Source organism: Pseudovibrio denitrificans JCM 12308 (assembly GCF_001310815.1).
In the GTDB taxonomy this organism is placed as follows: Bacteria; Pseudomonadota; Alphaproteobacteria; order Rhizobiales; family Stappiaceae; genus Pseudovibrio; species Pseudovibrio denitrificans.
In genome coordinates this window covers 198,662-218,860 of sequence record NZ_BAZK01000001.1, presented here as the reverse complement: position 1 = coordinate 218,860, position 20,199 = coordinate 198,662, and the positions used below count along the sequence as shown (strand labels likewise).

Annotated in this window: 16 protein-coding genes and 2 pseudogenes; 10 read left to right on the top strand and 8 right to left on the bottom strand. The window is 54.3% G+C overall.

Annotated elements, in window-relative coordinates:
• The first annotated feature begins 76 nt into the window (after positions 1 to 76).
• The 3 genes and pseudogenes from JCM12308_RS00845 to JCM12308_RS00835 all read left to right on the top strand — a co-directional run bounded on the left by JCM12308_RS00845 (position 77) and on the right by JCM12308_RS00835 (position 3,858).
• Complete coding sequence (locus tag JCM12308_RS00845; RefSeq protein ID WP_014285399.1) at positions 77 to 1,102, top strand: ABC transporter permease; 1,026 nt, start codon at positions 77 to 79, stop codon at positions 1,100 to 1,102.
• Entirely contained in the window at positions 1,102 to 2,244 is a 1,143-nt protein-coding gene (locus JCM12308_RS00840; RefSeq protein ID WP_054782575.1) for an ABC transporter permease, read from the top strand. The genes JCM12308_RS00845 and JCM12308_RS00840 overlap by 1 nt, the downstream gene beginning before the upstream one ends.
• A pseudogene (locus JCM12308_RS00835) lies at positions 2,198 to 3,858 on the top strand (ABC transporter ATP-binding protein). Before JCM12308_RS00840 ends, JCM12308_RS00835 begins: the two are co-directional and overlap by 47 nt.
• A gap of 41 nt (positions 3,859 to 3,899) precedes the next feature.
• On the opposite strand, the gene JCM12308_RS00830 reads toward JCM12308_RS00835, so the two are convergent.
• Entirely contained in the window at positions 3,900 to 5,210 is a 1,311-nt protein-coding gene (locus tag JCM12308_RS00830) for a DUF3422 family protein (RefSeq protein ID WP_164845243.1), read from the bottom strand.
• Between the two features lie 212 nt (positions 5,211 to 5,422).
• Here JCM12308_RS00830 and JCM12308_RS00825 point away from each other — a divergent pair, with 212 nt between their 5' ends.
• Together JCM12308_RS00825 and JCM12308_RS00820 are read left to right on the top strand one after the other, a co-directional pair.
• Positions 5,423 to 6,919 carry an alkaline phosphatase gene (locus tag JCM12308_RS00825; protein ID WP_054782573.1) on the top strand — a complete coding sequence of 499 codons (1,497 nt, stop codon included), beginning with the start codon at positions 5,423 to 5,425 and terminating at the stop codon, positions 6,917 to 6,919.
• Positions 6,920 to 7,071: 152 nt separating this feature from the next.
• Positions 7,072 to 7,764: an HD domain-containing protein gene (locus JCM12308_RS00820; RefSeq protein ID WP_054782572.1), complete on the top strand. Its 693-nt coding sequence runs from the start codon at positions 7,072 to 7,074 to the stop codon at positions 7,762 to 7,764.
• 3 nt (positions 7,765 to 7,767) lie between these two features.
• Here the strand turns inward: JCM12308_RS00820 and JCM12308_RS00815 are convergent, their stop codons facing one another.
• Positions 7,768 to 8,820, bottom strand: a complete 1,053-nt coding sequence (locus JCM12308_RS00815; RefSeq protein ID WP_008546830.1) for a LacI family transcriptional regulator — start codon at positions 8,818 to 8,820, stop codon at positions 7,768 to 7,770.
• Between the two features lie 206 nt (positions 8,821 to 9,026).
• On the opposite strand from JCM12308_RS00815, the gene JCM12308_RS00810 reads away from it, so the two are divergent.
• The 4 genes from JCM12308_RS00810 to JCM12308_RS00795 all read left to right on the top strand — a co-directional run bounded on the left by JCM12308_RS00810 (position 9,027) and on the right by JCM12308_RS00795 (position 13,288).
• The gene (locus tag JCM12308_RS00810; RefSeq protein ID WP_008546428.1) at positions 9,027 to 10,277 is read left to right on the top strand and encodes an ABC transporter substrate-binding protein; all 1,251 of its coding nucleotides are present in this window, start codon (positions 9,027 to 9,029) and stop codon (positions 10,275 to 10,277) included.
• Positions 10,278 to 10,341: 64 nt separating this feature from the next.
• Complete coding sequence (locus tag JCM12308_RS00805) at positions 10,342 to 11,286, top strand: carbohydrate ABC transporter permease (RefSeq protein ID WP_371260879.1); 945 nt, start codon at positions 10,342 to 10,344, stop codon at positions 11,284 to 11,286.
• The gene (locus tag JCM12308_RS00800; protein ID WP_014285408.1) at positions 11,286 to 12,167 is read left to right on the top strand and encodes a carbohydrate ABC transporter permease; all 882 of its coding nucleotides are present in this window, start codon (positions 11,286 to 11,288) and stop codon (positions 12,165 to 12,167) included. The genes JCM12308_RS00805 and JCM12308_RS00800 overlap by 1 nt, the downstream gene beginning before the upstream one ends.
• A gap of 5 nt (positions 12,168 to 12,172) precedes the next feature.
• Entirely contained in the window at positions 12,173 to 13,288 is a 1,116-nt protein-coding gene (locus tag JCM12308_RS00795) for an ABC transporter ATP-binding protein (protein WP_054782571.1), read from the top strand.
• A 54-nt stretch (positions 13,289 to 13,342) separates the two neighbouring features.
• Here the strand turns inward: JCM12308_RS00795 and JCM12308_RS00790 are convergent, their stop codons facing one another.
• Positions 13,343 to 13,984, bottom strand: a complete 642-nt coding sequence (locus JCM12308_RS00790; RefSeq protein WP_054782570.1) for an MBL fold metallo-hydrolase — start codon at positions 13,982 to 13,984, stop codon at positions 13,343 to 13,345.
• A 92-nt stretch (positions 13,985 to 14,076) separates the two neighbouring features.
• Here JCM12308_RS00790 and soxR point away from each other — a divergent pair, with 92 nt between their 5' ends.
• Positions 14,077 to 14,544, top strand: coding sequence for a redox-sensitive transcriptional activator SoxR (gene soxR, locus JCM12308_RS00785; protein ID WP_083416461.1), 468 nt, complete (start codon positions 14,077 to 14,079; stop codon positions 14,542 to 14,544).
• Positions 14,545 to 14,607: 63 nt separating this feature from the next.
• On the opposite strand, the gene JCM12308_RS00780 is transcribed toward soxR, so the two are convergent.
• From JCM12308_RS00780 to JCM12308_RS32880, 5 genes and pseudogenes are all read right to left on the bottom strand, one after another.
• Entirely contained in the window at positions 14,608 to 15,336 is a 729-nt protein-coding gene (locus tag JCM12308_RS00780) for an SDR family NAD(P)-dependent oxidoreductase (RefSeq protein ID WP_054782568.1), read from the bottom strand.
• Positions 15,336 to 16,142 carry a cyclase family protein gene (locus tag JCM12308_RS00775; protein ID WP_054782567.1) on the bottom strand — a complete coding sequence of 269 codons (807 nt, stop codon included), beginning with the start codon at positions 16,140 to 16,142 and terminating at the stop codon, positions 15,336 to 15,338. The genes JCM12308_RS00780 and JCM12308_RS00775 overlap by 1 nt, the downstream gene beginning before the upstream one ends.
• A 2-nt stretch (positions 16,143 to 16,144) precedes the next feature.
• Positions 16,145 to 17,404 (bottom strand): SDR family NAD(P)-dependent oxidoreductase, encoded by a 1,260-nt coding sequence (locus JCM12308_RS00770; RefSeq protein ID WP_054782566.1) that lies wholly within the window; start codon positions 17,402 to 17,404, stop codon positions 16,145 to 16,147.
• Complete coding sequence (locus tag JCM12308_RS00765) at positions 17,404 to 18,582, bottom strand: thiolase family protein (RefSeq protein ID WP_054782565.1); 1,179 nt, start codon at positions 18,580 to 18,582, stop codon at positions 17,404 to 17,406. The genes JCM12308_RS00770 and JCM12308_RS00765 overlap by 1 nt, the downstream gene beginning before the upstream one ends.
• Positions 18,579 to 20,197: pseudogene (locus tag JCM12308_RS32880) on the bottom strand (AMP-binding protein). The gene JCM12308_RS00765 and the pseudogene JCM12308_RS32880 overlap by 4 nt, the downstream one beginning before the upstream one ends.
• Positions 20,198 to 20,199: the final 2 nt, after the last annotated feature.

Sequence of the window (20,199 nt, the reverse complement as noted above, 5' to 3'; positions counted from 1 at the left end):
CAGAAAGGGCGGGCCGCTTCTGGCCCGCCCTCGTAATAATAAGCAAAAAATGCTCATAGCTGGGAGGGCTAGATAGATGGGCCTGTTACGCTTTTTGGCGCAACGTGCAGCTGCAACACTGGTCTTGTTGATTGGGATCTCCATTGTATCCTTCGCAATCATACAAGCCGTACCGGGCGACTATGTTGACATGTGGATGTCAACCACCGCCGCACAAACCGGGCAATCCCGTGCAGCTTTGGAACCTCAAGCAGAAATTCTACGTGCACAGCTGGGGCTGGATCAGCCGGTTGTTGTGCAGTACTGGCGCTGGATCGTTGGCATCGTCACCGCTGGCAATTTCGGAGACTCGTTCTTCTTCTCCAAACCGGTCACGGAAGTCATCGGCCTGCGTCTGCCACGCACATTGGCTCTGGCATTCACCGCAATGGTACTCGCCCAGTTCATCGGGGGTGCGCTTGGCGTTTACGCAGCCATGAACCAGTACAAACTTGGCGACACCATTTCGACCATCGTTGCCTTCCTCGGCATCGTCATCCCGAAGTTCGTGATCTCGCTGATTATTCTGTATTATCTGGCCTTCGTCTGGCACTCACCCTACATCGGCGCACTTCAGTCGCCTGAGTATCTTCTTCAGGACCATTGGTCCCTTGATAAGCTTTGGGACTTCCTCAAACACGTCTGGCCAATCTTGCTCATCTCCATCTGGGCAGGGCAGGCATACACACTGCGCATGATGCGCGGGAATCTGCTGGACGTGATGAAATCCCAATACATTGAAACCGCGCGCGCCAAGGGGCTGTCCCGCCGCCGCATCATCATGGTGCACGCCATTCCGAATGCGTTACACCCCGTCATCATGAACATCGGCAGCCGCTTTGAGTACATGATTAAGGGTGAAATCGAGATCGCCATCGTTCTTGGCGTTCCAACCATTGGTCCGCTGATCCTGTCTTCAGTTGCTGAGCGCGATATGTATGTGGTTGCTGCCATCTTCATGCTCGTCGCCACCATCATGGTGGTCGGAAATCTGGTCGCTGACCTGCTGTTGGCTGTCGTTGACCCACGTGTCCGTCAGGCCGCTATGGAAGGAAACACGTGATGACCCAGATTGATAGCGATGCAATTGAACACGGCAGTGTAGACGCACAGCAACTGGCAGAAGACCGGCCTTCCATCTCATACTGGGGCCTCGTCGTTCGCCGCTTCGTCCGCAACAAATACGGCATGGTCGGCTTCATCGCCTGCATGTTGATATTCTTGACGGCCATTTTTGCGGGCTTCATCGCGCCATATGGACCGCAGACTGCCAATCGTGCGGCCTTATACTCACCGCCACAAACACTGCATTTCTTCACACCAGACGGCAGCCTAACGACGCCATACGTCACCGGCTTCAAAGAAGAAATGAACATGCAGACCTTCGAGATCACATTCGTACCTGATCTCGATAAGATCTCCTATGTCGCTCTGTTTGTGGAAGGGGAGCCCTGGCAGTTTCTGGGCATGACCTTCAACACCCACCTGTTTGGTACAACAGACGGCAGCAAGTTCCACATTCTGGGCACAGATAATCTGGGCCGTGATGTGTACTCCCGTATGATCTACGGCACCCGTATCACACTGCTCATGGCGCTGCTGGTGATGGGCTCCGCTTGCGTAATCGGCATCATTATGGGCGTCAGCTCAGGCTATTTCGGCGGTCTTTATGATCTCGTCGTCCAACGACTGGTTGAGTTCGTCAAAGCGTTCCCAGATCTGCCGCTCTATCTGGCCTTGGTCGCCTTGCTGCCACGCCGTGCTGAACCGATCACCATCTTCATCATGTTCGCATGCATCCTTGTGCTGCTGAGATGGGCGGACCTCTGCCGTGAGTTGCGCGGTAAAGTCTTCTCCATGCGCAATCTGGAGTATGTACGGGCCGCGGAAGCGGTGGGCGCATCCAACAGCCGTATCATCGGCGCCCATATCGTGCCGAATACGTCTTCGCACATCATCGTCTGGGCGACCTACCAGTTGCCGGAAATCATCTTGCTGGAGAGCTTCCTGTCATTCCTCGGAGTGGGCATTCAACAGCCGATGGTCTCCTGGGGCAGCATGCTCAACCAGATCCTCGACTTCCAGTCCTTCAGCGCCGCGCCATGGATGATGGCACCAGTTGCGATGATCATCATTTCCGTACTCGCCTTCAACGCCGCTGGCGATGGCCTTCGTGATGCAATGGATCCCTACAGCAATGCCTAGTATCGACCAAACACAACACAAAGACCTCCTCACCATCCGCGACGTGGCCGTCAGCTTCAAAACTGTGACGGGAACAGTGGAGGCGGTGAAAGGCGCCAGCTACTCCGTAGCAAAGGGCGAGACGCTGGCCGTGGTGGGCGAGTCCGGCTCAGGCAAGTCCGTCACTGCCCGCGCGATCATGGGTATGCTGCTGAAAACGCCACGCTGGCGGAAGGCTCGCACATCGAGTTTGATGACCGTGACCTGGCAAGTATGAGTGAGCTGGAGCTGCAAAAGATCCGCGGTAATCGCATCTCCATGATTTTTCAGGAACCACTCACCAGCCTCAATCCTGTCTATCGCATTGGCGATCAGATCATCGAGATGATCCGCTCTCACCGGAAAATCTCCAAAGCAGACGCCAAAACTGAGGCCATCCGCATGCTGGATGAGGTGAAGATCCCGGATCCGGAAATCCGCTTCAGCCAATATCCGCACCAGCTCTCAGGTGGCCAGCGCCAGCGCGTTATGATCGCCATGGCACTGGCGAATGAACCGGACCTTCTGATTGCGGATGAGCCAACCACAGCACTGGACGTAACCGTGCAGGCCGAAATCCTGAAGCTCATGAAAGAGCTGCAGCAACGCCACAACATGGCAATCATCCTCATCACCCACGACCTTAACGTAGTGCGTCAGGTGAGTGACCGTGTATGCGTTATGCGTGCAGGGAAACTGGTGGAGACCGGAACGACCAAAGAGGTCTTTGAAACGCCATCCCACCCGTACACCCGGCACCTGATTGCCAGTGAGCCAACAGGCTCGCCGGATGAGCTGGAGGAGGGGCTGTATGATCTGCTGCAGGCAGATAAAGTGCGGGTCACGTTCAAATCCAAACACGGCAGCTTCTTCAGTCGCAAGACCAAGGAACTGGTGGCGGTCAACGACATCTCCCTTAAAATCAAATCAGGCGAAACGCTTGGGATCGTAGGGGAGTCTGGATCAGGCAAGTCCACTCTGGGCATGTCGATCCTGCAGCTTCTCAAAGCAGATGCAGGCGCCATCACCTTTGATGGCAACCGGATCGATAACTTGACCAAGAAGGAGCTGAAACCGCTTAGAACAGACCTGCAAGTGGTCTTTCAGGATCCGTTTTCTTCGCTCAACCCGCGTATGGTTGTCGGCGAGATTGTGGGAGAGGGCCTCAAGGTCAATGGCATCGGCAGCAGCCATAAAGAGCGGCAGTCCATGGTCGCAGAAGCTCTGGATGCCGTGCAGATGCCACGCAGCACCATGGATCGCTTTCCCCATGAGTTCTCCGGCGGACAGCGCCAGAGGATCGCTATTGCGCGTTCCATCGTTTTAAAGCCCAAATTTATCCTGCTGGATGAGCCAACCTCTGCTCTTGATCTGTCCATTCAGGCGCAAATCATCGAGCTGCTGAAAGACCTGCGCGATAAGCTGAAGCTAAGCTATCTCTTCATCAGTCATGATCTGAAGGTCGTTAAAGCTTTGTGCCATAACGTGATGGTCATGCAACACGGCAACGTGGTGGAAGCCGGAAAAACGCTGGATGTCCTGCACAGACCGCAAACAGAGTACACGCAGCGGCTAGTTTCTGCGGCTTATCTCTAAGAGTTCCGATGGCGGCGTTCATCGTCGCCATCAGTGTCCCTTCAGTGTGCTGCTTTGAGTTTTCTGAGGAAGTACCAAAGCACCCCAACCACCAACGGCACGGATGCAGCCATGCCGACAGTGGGATCAATCGGCGACCCAAGCGTTTTGGCACCTTTCAGCGCATACCCAATCAGACTGATTACATAATACGAGATCGCCGCGATGGAGAGGCCTTCTACGGTCTGCTGCAAGCGCAGTTGAAACTTGGCGCGTTGATCCATCGAGCTCAACAGATCTCGGTTCTGCCGTTCCAGTTCCACATCCACCCGGGCCCGTAGCAAACCCACTGCGCGCGTCAACTTGCGAGACAGATTGGCTTGTCGCTCTTCAATAGCCCGGCACGTCTGCATGGCAGGGGCGAGCCTGCGGTTCAAGAAACGCCCGATCATGTCGTAACCGGAAACGCTGGCCTCTCCCAGTGTCTCAAGACGACGCCTGACAATGTCAGAGTAAGCTCGCGTTGCACCAAACCGGAAAAGACTTTCCATGGCTGAGGCCTCTAGATCAGCAGCAAGCGAGGAAAGATCTGACAAAAGCTCCTCGTTTTGAGCCAGTGATTGCGGCTTCGCGCTGCCGGAACTGCGAAGTTGCGAGGTGATCTGAACCAACTCACTCTCAATCCGGCTGACGATAACCTGCTGCTTGCGCGCTTCATAAAGCCCTAGCAGAGAAAGTGTCTTGTAGGTCTCCAACTCCAACACCCGCCGCACGGTTGCTCCGAGCTCCAATGGAGAAAGCCCATGATCCAGCAGCAGAAAGGAAACAATGCCATCCTCATTGGCCCGAAAATCAGTCACCAACGTCGCGCGCCCTTCAATCACCTCAGAGACACTGAGACTTGCAGCGTCAAACTCCTCAAACAGGTCCTCTGAGAGCGGGGAGGCAGCAGTTTTTACGGTCAGCTGAACAGCAGCAATCAGCTCGCCGGGAAGCGAGAGCTTACCTTCTGCAAATAGTGAAGAACTGATTGTCCAATCATCACTGAGAGCTGCTTTCAGAGGCTTTTCAATAGCATAGGTCGAAAACTCGCTGTGTTGCTCCCAACGCAGTGAATAGCCCTCAAAGGCATGGTGCAAATAATGCTCTGAAGCCTCATCAGAATGCTCACCAGTAAACATGGAAAGCGCCTGTCGCTCTGCGTGCTTTTGGTCCTGATCCACCATGAAGGCATACTGTAAAATCTGCCATTCACCGTGGATCGGCACAAATGGGCGTGCATGTACTTCCGCAAGAATAGCTTGCCGAAGCGGATGTTCAGCAAATGGCAGAGCCGCAGGTGTCGCCTCCAACAGATCGTCTAGTTCACTCAACTCGCCCCTCGTGATCTTCATGCCCGAAAGCACAAGTGTGAAGCAGACAGCATTTGCGATCTACATAAAACTACGTATTGCGCGCGATTGTCGCAGGGCAGTCGTTGCAAACAATACGAAATCTAAGTCGAATTCTTAGGGTTCATCATAGTGAACTCTAAGACTTGTAAACTAAACACAGCGCCCAAAACATCACCTGTTGAGGGCTGAATATGAGAGTGCCACTTGCTGCGGTCCTGTTGACCTGTTCCACCGCTCTGGCTTGGGCAGAGCCGGATTTTCCTCAAAAAAACAATCGATGGTTTGAAGCAGCAGAAGCTGAAATCCAGAATAAGCTGGCTCAACAACCCATCACAAAGCCAGCTAAAAACATCATTCTGATGATTGCGGATGGCAACGGCATCGCAACCAACTACGCTACGCGCATCTTTCAGGGCCAGCAAAACGGTTTGCTGGGGGAAGAAAATGTTCTGCCTCAGGAAGCTTTTCCTCACAGCGCCTTGGTCAAGACCTACAACGTCAATGCGCAAACGCCAGATTCAGCAGGAACTGGCACGGCCTTTCACTCAGGGGTCAAAACCAAATCCGGTGTGCTGGGCGTAGATGAAACGGTGAACTTCGCCGATTGCTCCGCAGTTGAAGCGGGAAGTGTCGCGACCATTGCTGAAGTTCTTGCCGCCCAAGGCAAAGCTGTAGGCATCATCACAACAGCGAGCCTGACCGATGCGACACCAGCTTCCGCCTATGCTCATGTCGCCTCCAGGCGCTATGAGGATGATGCCAGCGTGCCAGAAGGCTGCGATGTTCCGGACATCGCTGTGCAGCTGCTGGATCAGATCAAAAACGGCACCATTGACATAGCTATGGGAGGAGGGCGCCGCCATATGCTCCCTGAAACGGCAACAGACAAAGACAGCAAAGATCGAAACCGCAGAGATGGCCGCAACCTCATCGATGAAGCCAAAGAGTTTGGCGCCACCTATGTGTGGGATGAAAAGTCCTTCAGCGAACTTGATCCATCAGCTGGCAAACCAGTGCTTGGCGTTTTCAGTTCAGGCCACATGGATTACGACTATGACCGAAAAGACCAGCCATCCCTCGCAGAAATGGTAAAACTGACCATTGAATCGCTGCAAGATAATGAAAACGGCTTCTACATGCTGGTGGAAGGAGGCCGTGTTGACCATGCCAATCATGCCGGAAACTTGTTCCGAGCTCTGACGGATGGCGTTGCTTTTGCTGAAGCCGTCGCCATGGCAGAGCAGATGACCAGCGATCAGGACACGCTGATCATCGTAACCGCTGATCATGCCCATACGCTCTCTTTCAATGGCTATTGTGGTCGTGGGTCACCCATCAACGGCCTGTGCATGGGCATCGACAACAACGGCGTCAAACACACTGACGAAATGCTTCTGGGACTGGATGGCAAGCCCTTCACTGTTGCAGGTTATCTGAATGGCACAGGCTCAATTCTGACAGAAGAAAACAACTGGTTTGGCACACGTCCTGTCGTCTCTCAGGAAGAAGCTCTGGACCCGGACTACAAACAGCAATCGCTGCTTCCGCTGGATAAGGAAACGCATGCCGGAACGGATGTTGCTGTCTATGCCAAAGGCCCATGGGCACACCTGTTTGATGGCACGATTGAGCAGAACTACATCTTCAACGTCATGAACTACGCTGCCAACGCCAAAGAAGAGGAGTAATGGCGCTTGGTACCTTGTTGTATCATACGCAAAAATGATTTTGGCGTCTCTCGGACCTCGCGAAAATTTGTCGGGGGATCAGGCCAGTTTAGCCTCGAAATGCACACTGACCTGACGTAGGTTTCGGACTCATTTTGCAAAAGTGAGTTCCGATGATTGAGTTCGAAAAGAAGTTGGAAGCCGCGCTGAAAGCGCATGATCAGAGCGATGATGCCAGTCATGACCTCTACCACGCCCGCCGCGTAAAATTGGCTGCGCTGGATATCGCTGCACGCCGCGGCGAAGGGGATGAGGAAGTGCTTGTCGCTGCTGCCTATTTGCATGATCTGGTCAACGTTCCCAAGAACTCCCCGAACCGTGCAAAAGCCTCCAAACTGTCCGCAGATGCAGCCGAGCCGATCCTTCAGGAACTCGGCGTAGCTGCCGACAAAATCGAGCGCATCAAACACGCCATTGAAGCGCACAGCTTCTCAGCTGAAATCGAGCCACAAACCATCGAAGCCAAGATTCTGCAGGACGCAGACCGTCTGGAATCTCTCGGTGCTATCGGCATCGCTCGCACGTTCTACATCGCCAAAACCATGAACTCCAATCTGTTCCATGGTGGTGACCTGTTCGCCAGCGATCGCGAGCTTGATGACAAGGCCTTCGGTGTCGATCACTTCGCCCTGAAGCTGCTGAAACTGCATAAAACCATGCAGACCAAGGAAGGCCGTGAAGTTGCGCGCGAACGCACCGACTACATGATCGGCTTCCTGAAGCAACTGGCCGTTGAAACAGGCTTCACCTATCCTGAAAATCACGATCTCTGGATCGAAGAAAAAGCGCCGAAAGTCGCCTCCTGAACCTCAGTCCTGAAAGGACTTGAGAGACGGGAAAGTGATATCCGGATCCTGGATGGTCTGCTCAAACGGGCCATCCGGATGTTCCATGGTTTTCAGCAGGTTGGTGCCCAGCAGAACGCCAGCTTCCTGAATGTCTTCACTGATGTTGTCGATGTGCGGATCAATCTGATGCAGTGTCTGCGAACTTGACTTCACCACCGCATCAAAATCCAGACCACGCGCTTTTCCGGCCTGACGATAACCGTTCGCAATCGCAAGGAAAGACGTTTCACCCGGACAAATGAACCCATCCGGTGCTTCTGGTGAGCTTGCGATGTTCTTCGCCCACTCAAACACCTCCGGCATATCTGAATCCAGACTGATCCCACCCGGAATATAGCTCTGCAGCCCTTCCTGACGGATGGCGCGCATATAGCCGTAATTCAGATGCTGGTGGAACGTGAATTGGTTAGGAGGCAGGATAATGCAAATCCGCCGCCGCCCTTTCTGCATCAATCGCAGCACTGACTCGTAGGCAAATTTCTCGTTGTCATAGTCAACGTAGGAGTGCTGATAGCCGAACTCGGTCCGCCCATGAGTCGTGAACGGAAAACTGCGCTCCCGAAGAAACCGTACTCGCTCATCAAAAGGCCGCGTCCGCGAGAAGATGATTCCGTCCGCCAGCTTATTGCGTACGATGTACTCAACCGGCTCAATCGGATCACCGCCAAGAAACTGCGGTGTCACGTTCAAATGATAATCCGTCCCCGCCAAAGCATGGGCCACACCGGTGATCAGGGAATTTCCGAAACCGAGGATTTCGTTGTGTGGATCGAGAATCAGCGAAACAACTTTGGTCTTGCCCGTACGCAACCTTTGAGCGGCGCGATCAGGAACATAGCCGATTTCTTCAGCAACTTTACTTACGCGCAGGCGGGTTGCCTGTGCAATCTTTTCATCCCCCTGAAGCGCCCGCGAGACAGTTGTCACCGCAAGACCGGTGATTTCCGCAATTGTCTTCTGCGTCGGTTTCGAAGCGGAGTGAGAGGAGGAAATTGTTGGTTTTTTCGTCGGCATATGAAACCAGTTTACCTCCCGTAAGTCAGCCAGATCTTCATTATAACGATGCAACAAATTCAGTGAGTAGCATTTGATACAAAAAAGATCATTCAAGTCAATGGCTTCACTTTTGGCATTGACAGATCCGATATTTGTAACGTTATAAGTACTATGTTAGTCGTATTTTTGTGTAGAAATTTTAAGTTGTGATCGGGAGGCAACACATGCACAAACTACTAGTGAAAACCACATCCGCTCTGGCACTGCTGGCTGCAACAGCAACCACATCCGTAGCGGCAGACGTGGAAGTTCTGCACTGGTGGACTTCAGGCGGTGAAGCGGCTGCGCTTAACGTACTGAAGAAAGACTTGGAATCTCAGGGCATTGGTTGGGCTGATATGCCTGTAGCAGGCGGCGGCGGTGAATCCGCAATGACCGTTCTGCGTGCACGCGTAACAGCTGGCAACGCGCCAACTGCAGTTCAGATGCTCGGTTTCGACATCCAGGACTGGGCGAAAGAAGGCGCTCTGGCTGACCTGAACGCAGTTGCTGCAAAAGAAGGCTGGGACAAAGTTGTTCCTGCTGCTCTTCAGCGTTTTGCGAAGTACGATGGCAAGTGGATCTCCGCGCCAGTAAACGTACACTCCACCAACTGGGTATGGGCAAACAAAGCAGTGCTGGACAAGCACGGCATTGCAGCTCCAACCACTTGGGAAGAGTTCACCGCAGCGCTTGATAAGCTGAAAGCAGCTGGCGTTACTCCACTGGCACACGGTGGTCAGGCTTGGCAGGACGCAACTCTGTTCGACGCAATCGTCATGAGCACCGGTGGCGCAGATTTCTATAAAGCTGCATTCATCGATCTGGACGAAGCTGCTCTTGGTTCCGACACCATGAAAGAAGCGTTTGACCGCATGGCTGTATTGCGCGCAAACGTTGACGAAAACTTCTCTGGTCGTGACTGGAACCTTGCAACTGCAATGGTCATCAACGGCGAAGCTGGTTTCCAGATGATGGGTGACTGGGCAAAAGGTGAGTTCCTCGGCGCTGGCAAAAAGCCAGGCGAAGACTTCCTCTGCTTCCGCTTCCCAGGCACGCAGAACCAGGTCACCTTCAACGCTGACCAGTTCGCAATGTTTGATCAGGGCGGTGAAGTGTCCAAAGAGCAGGCTGCTCTGGCAAGCGCGATCCTTTCTCCAACCTTCCAGTCTGCGTTCAACGTAGTGAAGGGTTCTGTTCCTGCACGTACCGACGTTTCCGACGAAGCGTTTGATGCATGTGCAAAACAGGGCATGAAAGATCTGGCAGCAGCTGCAGCAAGCGGTAACCTCTTCGGTTCCATGGCGCATGGCCACTCTGCACCAGCATCCGTGAAAAACGCCATTTATGACGTTGTAACTGCACACTTTAACGGTGAGTACGACTCCGCTACCGCTGTTGAAGAGCTGGTAGACGCTGTCTCCATCGCGAAGTAATTTTAAGTGGGGCCGATGCGTCGGCCCCATTTTTCCCAAAACAACATAAAATCTGGGGGCAGGGATCATGGTCGACCAGACCACTTCATCCGTTGCCATGGCCGCTGACTATCAAGCGCCAACGGCAGTAAAACCGGACCTGCGGACAAGACTCCAAAATCTCATTCCAAAACTGGTGCTATCACCCTCCTTGGCTCTGATCTTGGTCTTTGTCTATGGATTTATCATTTTCTCCGTATACCTCTCCTTCACAGGAAGCCGCATCCTGCCGGTTTATGACTGGGTAGGGCTGGAGAACTATGAAAAGCTATTCCGGCTGCGGCATTGGTCCATTGCCATCAAAAACCTCGGCATCTTCGCCGGACTGTACATTGCAATCTGTACAGCCATCGGCTTGAGCCTTGCGATTTTTCTGGACCAGAAGATCCGCGGTGAGGGCTTCTTGCGTCCAATCTTCCTGTATCCGATGGCGCTCAGCTTCATCGTGACAGGTACAGCGTGGAAATGGTTCCTCGATCCGGGCATCGGCCTTGAGCACACCATGCACCTGTGGGGCTGGGAAAGCTTTGAGTTCGACTGGATCAAAAACCGCGACTTTGCAATCTACACCGTTGTGATTGCTGCGGTCTGGCAAACATCTGGCTTCGTGATGGCCATGTTCCTTGCTGGTTTGCGCGGCATCGACAACGAGATCCTCAAAGCAGCTCAGATCGACGGTGCATCCAACTGGAACATGTACCGCCGCATCATCATTCCGCAGCTGCGTCCGGCATTTCTGTCAGCCTTCGTGATCCTGTCACACCTCGCCATCAAGTCCTACGACCTTGTCGTGGCGCTGACGGGTGGTGGACCGGGCCGCGCTACTGAGGTGCCAGCGACCTTCATGTACTCGTACACCTTCACGCGCAACCAGATGGGCATCGGTGCCAGCTCCGCTGTTATCATGCTCATGACCATTGCTGCGATCATGGTGCCGTACCTTTATGCCGAACTGCGGGAGAAGAAATAATGTCCGTAGCCTCGACAGATAATGCCATCAACACAGGGCGCATCACACGCGCGTTCATCTACCTGATGTTGATCCTGTTCGCCACGTTCTACCTGCTGCCATTCGGCATCATGGTCATCAACTCCGTGAAGCCGCTCTCTGAAATCACAGGCGGCAACATGATGGCGCTGCCTCAGGTCTTCACGCTGGAACCATGGCTGAAAGCCTGGAACAGCGCGCAGATCGGCGTTGAGCCAACAGGTCTGAAGCCGTACTTCTGGAACTCCCTGAAAATGGTGTTCCCAGCTGTTGCGATCTCAACCGTTCTGGGTGCTTTGAATGGCTACGTGCTGACCAAGTGGCGCTTTAAGGGTGATACCATCCTGTTCGGTCTGATGCTGTTTGCCTGCTTCATTCCGTTCCAGATCGTGTTGATCCCAATGGCGCGTGTGCTTGGTTTCCTCGGCATCGCGGGTTCTACACCGGGTCTTGTTCTGGTGCACGTGGTCTACGGCCTTGGCTTCACCACGCTGTACTTCAGAAACTACTATCAGGTGTTCCCAACAGAGCTGATCCGCGCAGCACAGATTGATGGGGCAGGGTTCTTCCGCATCTTCTGGCGCATCATGTTGCCAAGTTCAGGTCCAATCATTGTGGTTTCCGTCATCTGGCAGTTCACTAACATCTGGAATGACTTCCTGTTTGGTGCGTCCTTTGCGGACCTTGATAGTCAGCCAATGACCGTGGCTCTGAACAACCTCGTCAGCTCTTCAACGGGCGTCAAAGAATATAACGTTCATTTTGCCGGAGCGATCCTCGCCGCATTGCCGACACTGCTCGTGTACATCGTGGCTGGCCGCTACTTCGTAAGAGGCCTGATGGCCGGATCGGTGAAGGGATAAGTACTATGAGCTTTCTGAAAATCAACAATGCGACCAAGTCTTACGGCTCTACAAAGGTGCTTCACAACATCGATATCGACGTGGAAGAGGGTGAGTTTCTCGTTCTCGTCGGGCCGTCCGGTTGCGGTAAATCCACTCTGCTCAACATGATCGCTGGTCTGGAGGACATCACCTCCGGTACCATCGACATCAAAGGGCAGACCATGAACGGGGTTCACCCGTCCAAGCGTAACATCGCCATGGTGTTCCAGTCCTACGCGCTGTATCCAAACATGACCGTGGGCCAGAACATCACGTTCGGTCTGGAAATGCACGGCGTAGCCAAGGCTGAGCGTGACAAGTCCATGAACGAAGTAGCTGAGATGCTGCAGATCAAGCAGCTGCTGAACCGCAAGCCGGGCCAGCTCTCAGGTGGTCAGCGTCAGCGTGTGGCAATGGGCCGAGCGCTTGTGCGTGACCCGGATGTGTTCTTGTTCGATGAGCCGCTCTCCAACCTTGATGCAAAGCTGCGTGTGGACATGCGCACTGAGATCAAGAAGCTGCACCAGAAGCTTGGCACCACTATTGTTTACGTGACCCACGACCAGATCGAAGCAATGACGCTGTCCACGCGCATTGCTGTCATGAACGGCGGTTACGTACAGCAGTTGGGCACGCCAAAAGAGATCTATGACACGCCTGCAAACCTGTTTGTGGCAAGCTTCATGGGTTCTCCAAGCATGAACCTGGTACCTGCAAAGGTCGTTGCCAATGGCGACGGCATCTTCGCGCAACTGCCAACCGGTTTGAGTGATCAGGTGAACCTCAAGTTCTCCAACCCAACAGAAGCTCTGAAGGGCTTTGATCAGAAGGAAATCGTTCTGGGCATCCGTCCGGAAGCGATCACTGATCCTGAAGGGGCGGACCGCAAGGCCAAACACATTGAGCAGATCACCAACCGCGTCATCGTCACCGAACCAGCGGGCTCTGACACCTACGTGATGTCTTCTCTGGGCGGAAAAGACTGCAACGCACGTATGCGGGCTGATGCGCAGGTCACTGCTGGTCAGGATGTACCGTTTGCGATCAACATGGATAAAGCAATCCCGTTTGATCCATCCTCTGAAATGCGCATCGCGTAATTTCAAAGATAAGAGCACTTTCAAAAGCCGGAGTGGTTCACTCCGGCTTTTTTGTTAATCCAAAATCTCCCAAATCTTCTCATCTATCAGGTCGTGCCATTCAGATTGTGTGACCTCAACGATCTCATAGTGGCCCATGGCAACGCTGCAAAGGATCACATCCACGGGCAGCTCTCTTAATCTGCGCAATGTTGCCACCAGCTCCTGCCTGTTACCCCCATCACTGGTCATCACCAGCGTTCTGAAACGGCCATTGTCCAGATAGATCGTATCGCCGGTAAACAGGTAGTTCTTGCCAGTGGGGGAGGCATAATAGAAGCACAGATTGTTGTCCGTATGCCCCGGCGTATAAAGCGCCTGAAATCCGTCGTTTCCAGCAAACGGTCCGGTGCCTTCAAGAAGTCGATCTGGAGCAACATCACCAGAAAAGAACTTGGCAATGTTCTCATGCCCGATGAGCTTTGAGCCAAGCACGAGACGCAACTCTCCCAGGCTCTCTGAGATTTCGTGATTGTGAGTCAGATACTGCTCATCAACGCCGCCCATCTCACGTAACTGATGTGCGACATCCTGATTTTCAAAATGTGAAATCAGGATGTTCCGATCTGGTGTTTTCAGAAAATAGGCGTGGGAGAGCAATGTCGTAAATCGCTTCTCCAGAGGGACCTGCCACAGATCATCGTAAATCTTCTTCATCAGCTATTCCTTATTGGCTCTTGATTGTTGCATGATCTCTTCTAATTCCTCAAGTAATGTTGAGGTCAAGGCAAAAAAATGAAGGAATGACAATGGTCTCCTTGCAAGGGCTAACCGTCGGGCAGGTCGCAGAGCGCAGCGGTATCGCAGTCTCCGCCGTTCATTTCTACGAAGAAAAAGGGCTCATCACCTCCTGGCGCAACAACGCGAACCACAGAAGGTACTCCGCAGCCGTGCTGCGCAAGATCGCGGTAATCAAAGCTGCGCAGAAGCTGGGCGTGCCGCTTAAAGAGATCAAAGCGGCCATGGATCAGTTGCCCAATGAGAAGAAGATCTCAGCAAGTGACTGGGCCAAACTCTCCACGTGGTGGCAGGAGGATCTGGACAAGCGCATCGCGGAACTGCAAGACCTGCGCGAAGGTCTCAACGAGTGCATTGGCTGCGGCTGCTTGTCGATGACAGACTGCCATCTCCTCAATCCAGAAGATAAGATGAAAAGTCAGGGGCCAGGTGCGCACCTGCTGGGATGGCGCAGAAAACCATACACTGAGAACGCCTGACTCAGCGGCATCAATTAGCTATACGCATGACCTGAATCTGATTCAGAACTTTAAGTGAGACACTTAGAGCAGGGCAGTCCCCACGCTCATCCCACCACAGACAAACAGCGTCTGTCCTGTAATAAAGCCGGACTTGGGATCTGCAAAGAACATAAAGGCATTGGTGATGTCTTCCACCGTGCCAATGCGGCCAACGGGAATGCCATCAGCCAGCTTCTGTTCTTGCTCGCTTCCTTTAGGAATAATGCCCCAGAAGTTGTCGGTCTTCACCGGACCGGGCGCAACCACATTCACCGTAATCTGATGCTGCGCCAGCTCCAGCGCCCATGTGCGCGCCATGCCAATCATACCCGCTTTGGAAGCACTATAGGCTGTCCGCGTCTTGGCCCCCAAAGCCGCACGAGACCCATTAAACAAAACCCGCCCAAACTGCCGCTCTTTCATGCTTGGCAGGAATGCCTTAAGCAGCGTCAAAGCTGAGCCCAGATGAAGCTGGGCCAGACCTGCAATGTCATCTGCTTCAGCTTCTTCGATCAGGTTGGGGAAGATAAGCCCTGCATTGTGAATGAGATGTGTCACCTCATGCTCAGCCGCAATCGCCTCCGCCGCCGCGCTCACTTGCGCCTGATCCAGCAGATCCGTTTGATGGAAGTGGAGCTTTGGGTGCTCAAACTCAGGCTCCCGGCGCGACAGGCAAATCACCGTATAGCCAGCCTCCAGCATCTCCTTCGCCAAAGCCGCACCAATACCCTTGTTGCCACCTGTGATGACCGCAGTGAATTCTTCTGACATCAGCGGCCTCCCTTCGGCACAAGCGCCAGCACACGCAGCGGACTGCCAGTGCCGCCCTTAATCTTTAGCGGTGCGCAGAAGATCATGGCACCTGTTGCGGGCAGCTGATCCAGATTGCACATGCATTGCAGTCCATACTTACCAGCGCCATGCAGATAAAAATGAGCCGGATAGGGCGGCGTATAATGCGCACCTTGGCCCGCATCCGTCCCCACAGTCTCCGTACCAAACCCGCGGATACCGCGCTCATCAATCAGAAACTTGATCGCCTCAGGCGTTGGCCCCGGTGAATGCGGACCGTCATCACGCATATTTAAGTAAGCTGCACCACTGCGCTTGCTCCAGTCCGTGCGCATGAACACCCAGCTGGCCGGAGGAATGCGCCCATGCTCAGCCTCCCAAGCTGCAATGATCTCTGGTGTCAGCTCAAAGTCATCATCCTGCGCAGATCCTTCCGAACAATCGATCACCACAACAGAGCCAACAAAGTGCTCAGGAGGAATGGAATCCACCGTGTTGTTGGGCAGATCCTTGCCGGAAATCCAATGGATCGGCGCATCAAAGTGGGTGCCAGTGTGCTCTGAGCAGGTGAAGGTGTTCCACTTCCACGCCGGCCCGCGATGATCATAGGAAGAAATCTCTTCCATCCGAAAGCGAGCGCACTGTCCAAACTCGGGCGGCAGGACGATCACTGGAAAGTCCGGATCAAGCGTGTGGGTCAGATCAACGACTTCCACACCGCCAGAAAGCAAAGCAGAGCTGAGTAACTCAACCGGATTTGCCAGTTTCTCTTTCAAGGCTTCCATGGTCACAGCGTCTCCAGACTTGTCATTTCTTTTTCAAGCACTTTGGGGCTTTCCATGAATTTGCGTCGGATGTCCTTGGCGATATCGCCCACATACACATCCTCCAGCCCCGCTTGCAGCGCCTTCACCAGCTCTCGCGCCAGCGTGCCAGCTGGCACTTTGGGTGGCGGCAAAGGTTGATGCCACTCATCCTCAGTTGGACCGCAATACACATTCACCACCCGCACACCAGACGCCGCCATCTCTGCCCGAAGACACTGCGAGAGGGAATGTGCAGCAGCATTCGAAGCGGAAAAGCTGCCAAAGCCGGGATTGTTCACCAGCGAGTAGACCGAGAGCACATTTACCCACGCCACCGCACTGTTCACCCCATCCGCACTGCGACCCGTCATAGCAGGAGCAAAGGCCTGCGCCAGACGCATCATGCCGAAATAGTTGACCTGCATCTCATCCATAGCAAAGCCCACATCCCCTCGGCCCTGAATGCCGCCGGGACGCACAAAACGGGCATTGTTGATAAGAATGTCGACCTTGCCGCCAAACTCACCAGCAAGCTCCTGAACCGAGGAGGTGTCAGTAACATCTAAAGAAACCAGCTCAACACCCTGAAGCGACTCCAGTTTTGCGCGATCAGGGTAGGGCCGCCAGCTTTCAGCTTCTCCCACAAACACCGTAGTTGCCCCAGCCTCCAGCAGGCTCTTTGCCAATGCGTAGGCATTTGGATTGCGCGCATCCGTAATCAGTATGCGCCGGAACTTCGGATCACAGGTAAGCTCACGAAGCTGCATATCATCCTCCTGCAACTGGGCTCTCTCCAGCGGCAAAGCAAGCAAAACGCTTTGCCCGGATTTATCCAGCCGATTGATTAGCTGAACCTCATCACCAACAACCAGTTCACTATGCAAGTGACACATAACGGAAGGCCCAATATCCAGATGCACCGTTCCCAGCCGCCACGGTGTGCGTTCGCGGAAATAAGTGTTCGTGCTCGTGCGCACCGTGGATGTCGCAATCAGATTCCCGCGCGGCGAAACATCCTGCCAGACCAAGCGATCAGATAAACAACAGGCACAAGCATCTCGTGCAGGGTATTGGACGGACTCGCAATCTGGCTCTGCGCAGACCTGCAGCATAAACCGCCCTTCAGCAGCAGCCGCAGCCATAAACAGCGCTGATCGGCTGCGATAATGGGATGGCAACGTCGGCACACGGGTGCGCAACTGTGGGTTCTTTTTCGGAGGTTTTTGAAGCGGTGTCACCATCAACTCGCCCCCTCCAGAAGTGCCGCACTGGTGCAAACGCCGCGGTCGTAGTTGATCACCCCGAAGCCGGAAACCAGCGCACGCTTGGCATTCGCCACCTGCGTTGCCCCAGCCGTGCCCGTCACCTGCCGAATTGCTTCCACAAGCCCGATAAACCCACCAGCAGCCCCGGCCTGACCAGCTGAAAGCTGCCCGCCAGAGGTGTTGTGCGGAAAGTCGCCGGAAACCGTCAGGTCTTTGTCTGCAATGAACCGCGCCGCTTCGCCTTTTGCGCAAAAGCCGAGATCTTCCATCTGCATCATCACGATGACCGGATAATCATCATAGGTCTGCAACAGATCCACGCTTTCAGGCCCATGCCCCGCCATGCCATAAAACTCTTCAATATCCATCGCCCAGCCACCACGCATCTGGATTGGGTCTTCTGGAAATGCATTGTGCCGCTCAATGGTTGCGCTGATATGGGCGTAAGGAATGCCAGCAGCCACCGCATCTTCCTCCCGCATCACCAAAAACGCCTCAGCCCCGGCCACCGGCATCACACAATCAAACAGGGTGATCGGATCGCTGATCTCACGGCCCGCCAGATAGGCGTCCATCGTCAGCGGCTTCTTCATCACCGCATTCTCATTGCGCAAAGCATTGTCACGCTGAGTAACGCAGATCCGCCCAAAATCTTCGCGGCTCACCCCAAACTCGCGCATGTAATAGTCGGTCAGCAGCGCAAAACAGGCATTCGGCCCGCCAGAGCCATAAGGGTAGGAGGCATCCTGTGCGAACCGGGAAAAGCTCGAAAGCATGCGGCGAAAACTGTCTACGTGATTGGTATCGCCCGCAACGCAGGCCACGACAGAGGCATCCCCGCATTGCACCGCCCGAGCAGCCCGACGCAGGGCACTCGGCCCACTGGCACCGCCCTGCGGGATATGATCCAACCAACGCGGAACCAGCCCCAGATGCTGGGTTAGACCCACAGCGGTATCTGGAAACAACGAAAAGCTGGCGACAGAAAACCCATCAATATCGCGCGGCGTCAGCCCAGCTGCTTTAATGGACTGCCGCAGCGCCTTGGCAATCCACCAATGGGCTGTTTCAGTCGAATAGCGCTCATAAGGCGTGCTGGCTGGCGCTGCGACCACAACCCCATCATACCCCATGCGTTTGCGTGGCTTGATCATGAAACCAACTGCCTCCGCTTCAGGTGGATGGTGTCGAAAACTTCAGATTTCTCCAGCAACTCCAACGCCATCTGCTTCTGCGCGGCCCTCTGGATTTTCTGCGTGCCTGTCAGTTTCAATGAGCTGCAAAACGCGATGTAACCGGGCACTTTGTAGTACGCCATGCGTTCCAACCCCCAGCGCACAATCGCTTCTGCCGCATCCTTGGTCTGCTCGCCGCGCCAGACGATGGAGGCAAACACCTCATCGCCGCGAATGGCATCAGGCACTGGACAAACAGCCACCGCTTCAATATCCGGGTGCTGCATGAGCACGGACTCCACATCCACCGCAGCGATGTTCTCGCCACTACGCCGGATCACGTTCTTCTTGCGGTCGACAAAGAAGAAGTCGCCATCCTCATCACGGCGAACAATGTCACCCGTATGGAACCAACCGTCGTCCCATGCCTCACTCGTGGCAGCATCATCCTTGAAGTAATGGGAGAAAAACCCGACCCGCGGATCATCTCCTTTACGTCGCACCAGCAACTCTCCGGGCTCGGTGCCCGCAATCGGCACGCCGTCATCGCCCATGATGCACACATCCATCTCAGAGCCGGGCTTGCCAAGGCAATTCATGCCACGCTTGCGCGGCTCCTGATTGGCGGCAATCACAGAACCTGCACCCGTTTCTGTCATGGCCCAGGCTTCCACCAGAGGAATGCCAAAACGCTCCTCAAACGGAATGTGCAACTTGGCATCAATGCCAGCACCAAAGCCGAAACGAACCGAATGCCTCTTATCTTCCGGCGCTTCCGGCAAGCTCATCAGAATGGACGGCATCACACCCAGATAATGCAGGCAAGTTGCACGGCTATCGCGCACATTCTGCCACCAGGATCGCGGATGGAAACGGTCCAGAACCGTCAGACAGCCACCAACAGCCACCATAGCCATGGCTGAATACGCCATTGCATTCATATGAAAGATCGGCAGCGGCGTTATCATCCGCTCGCATCATCCGTCAGCGTGCACGTGCCACCTGCATTGGCGTACCAGTGACCTGCCTCCAGAAAATACCGATTGGCCAGCACGCAGCCTTTGGGGCTGCCCGTTGTGCCCGAGGTGTAAAGCATTGCCGCCGGATCATCCTGTGCAGCCGAATAACTCGCAGTGTCAGAAACACGCAGAACGGGCAGGGTATCTGCCAGCGTCACGCAGGCGAAGCCTTGCCCACTGTCGCGCGCAGCCTGTTCCATATCGGCCTTACGCTCAGGCGTTGAGATCGCCAGAACCGGCTCAGCGTGTCTGCCGATATACTCAAGCTCAGAGCTTTGCAGGTCTGGATTGATCGGCACGATCACCACGCCAAGGGCATTCAGCGCCAACCAGTGCAGGAAGAAGGCAGGGCGGTTCTCAAGCAACACCAGAACCCTGTCACCAGCCTGCAAACCTGCAGCGCAATAACGCTCCTGAGCATCTCGCGCCTGCGCCAACGCCTCAGCGTAAGACGTTTCACCCGATTTAATGCCATAAACCTTTGCGGTTTCCGGCAAAACATTCAAAAAAGGTCGCTCCGGCCACTTTTCAGCAGCGGCACAAAACGCACCGAAAACAGATTTATGCTCAATCATTC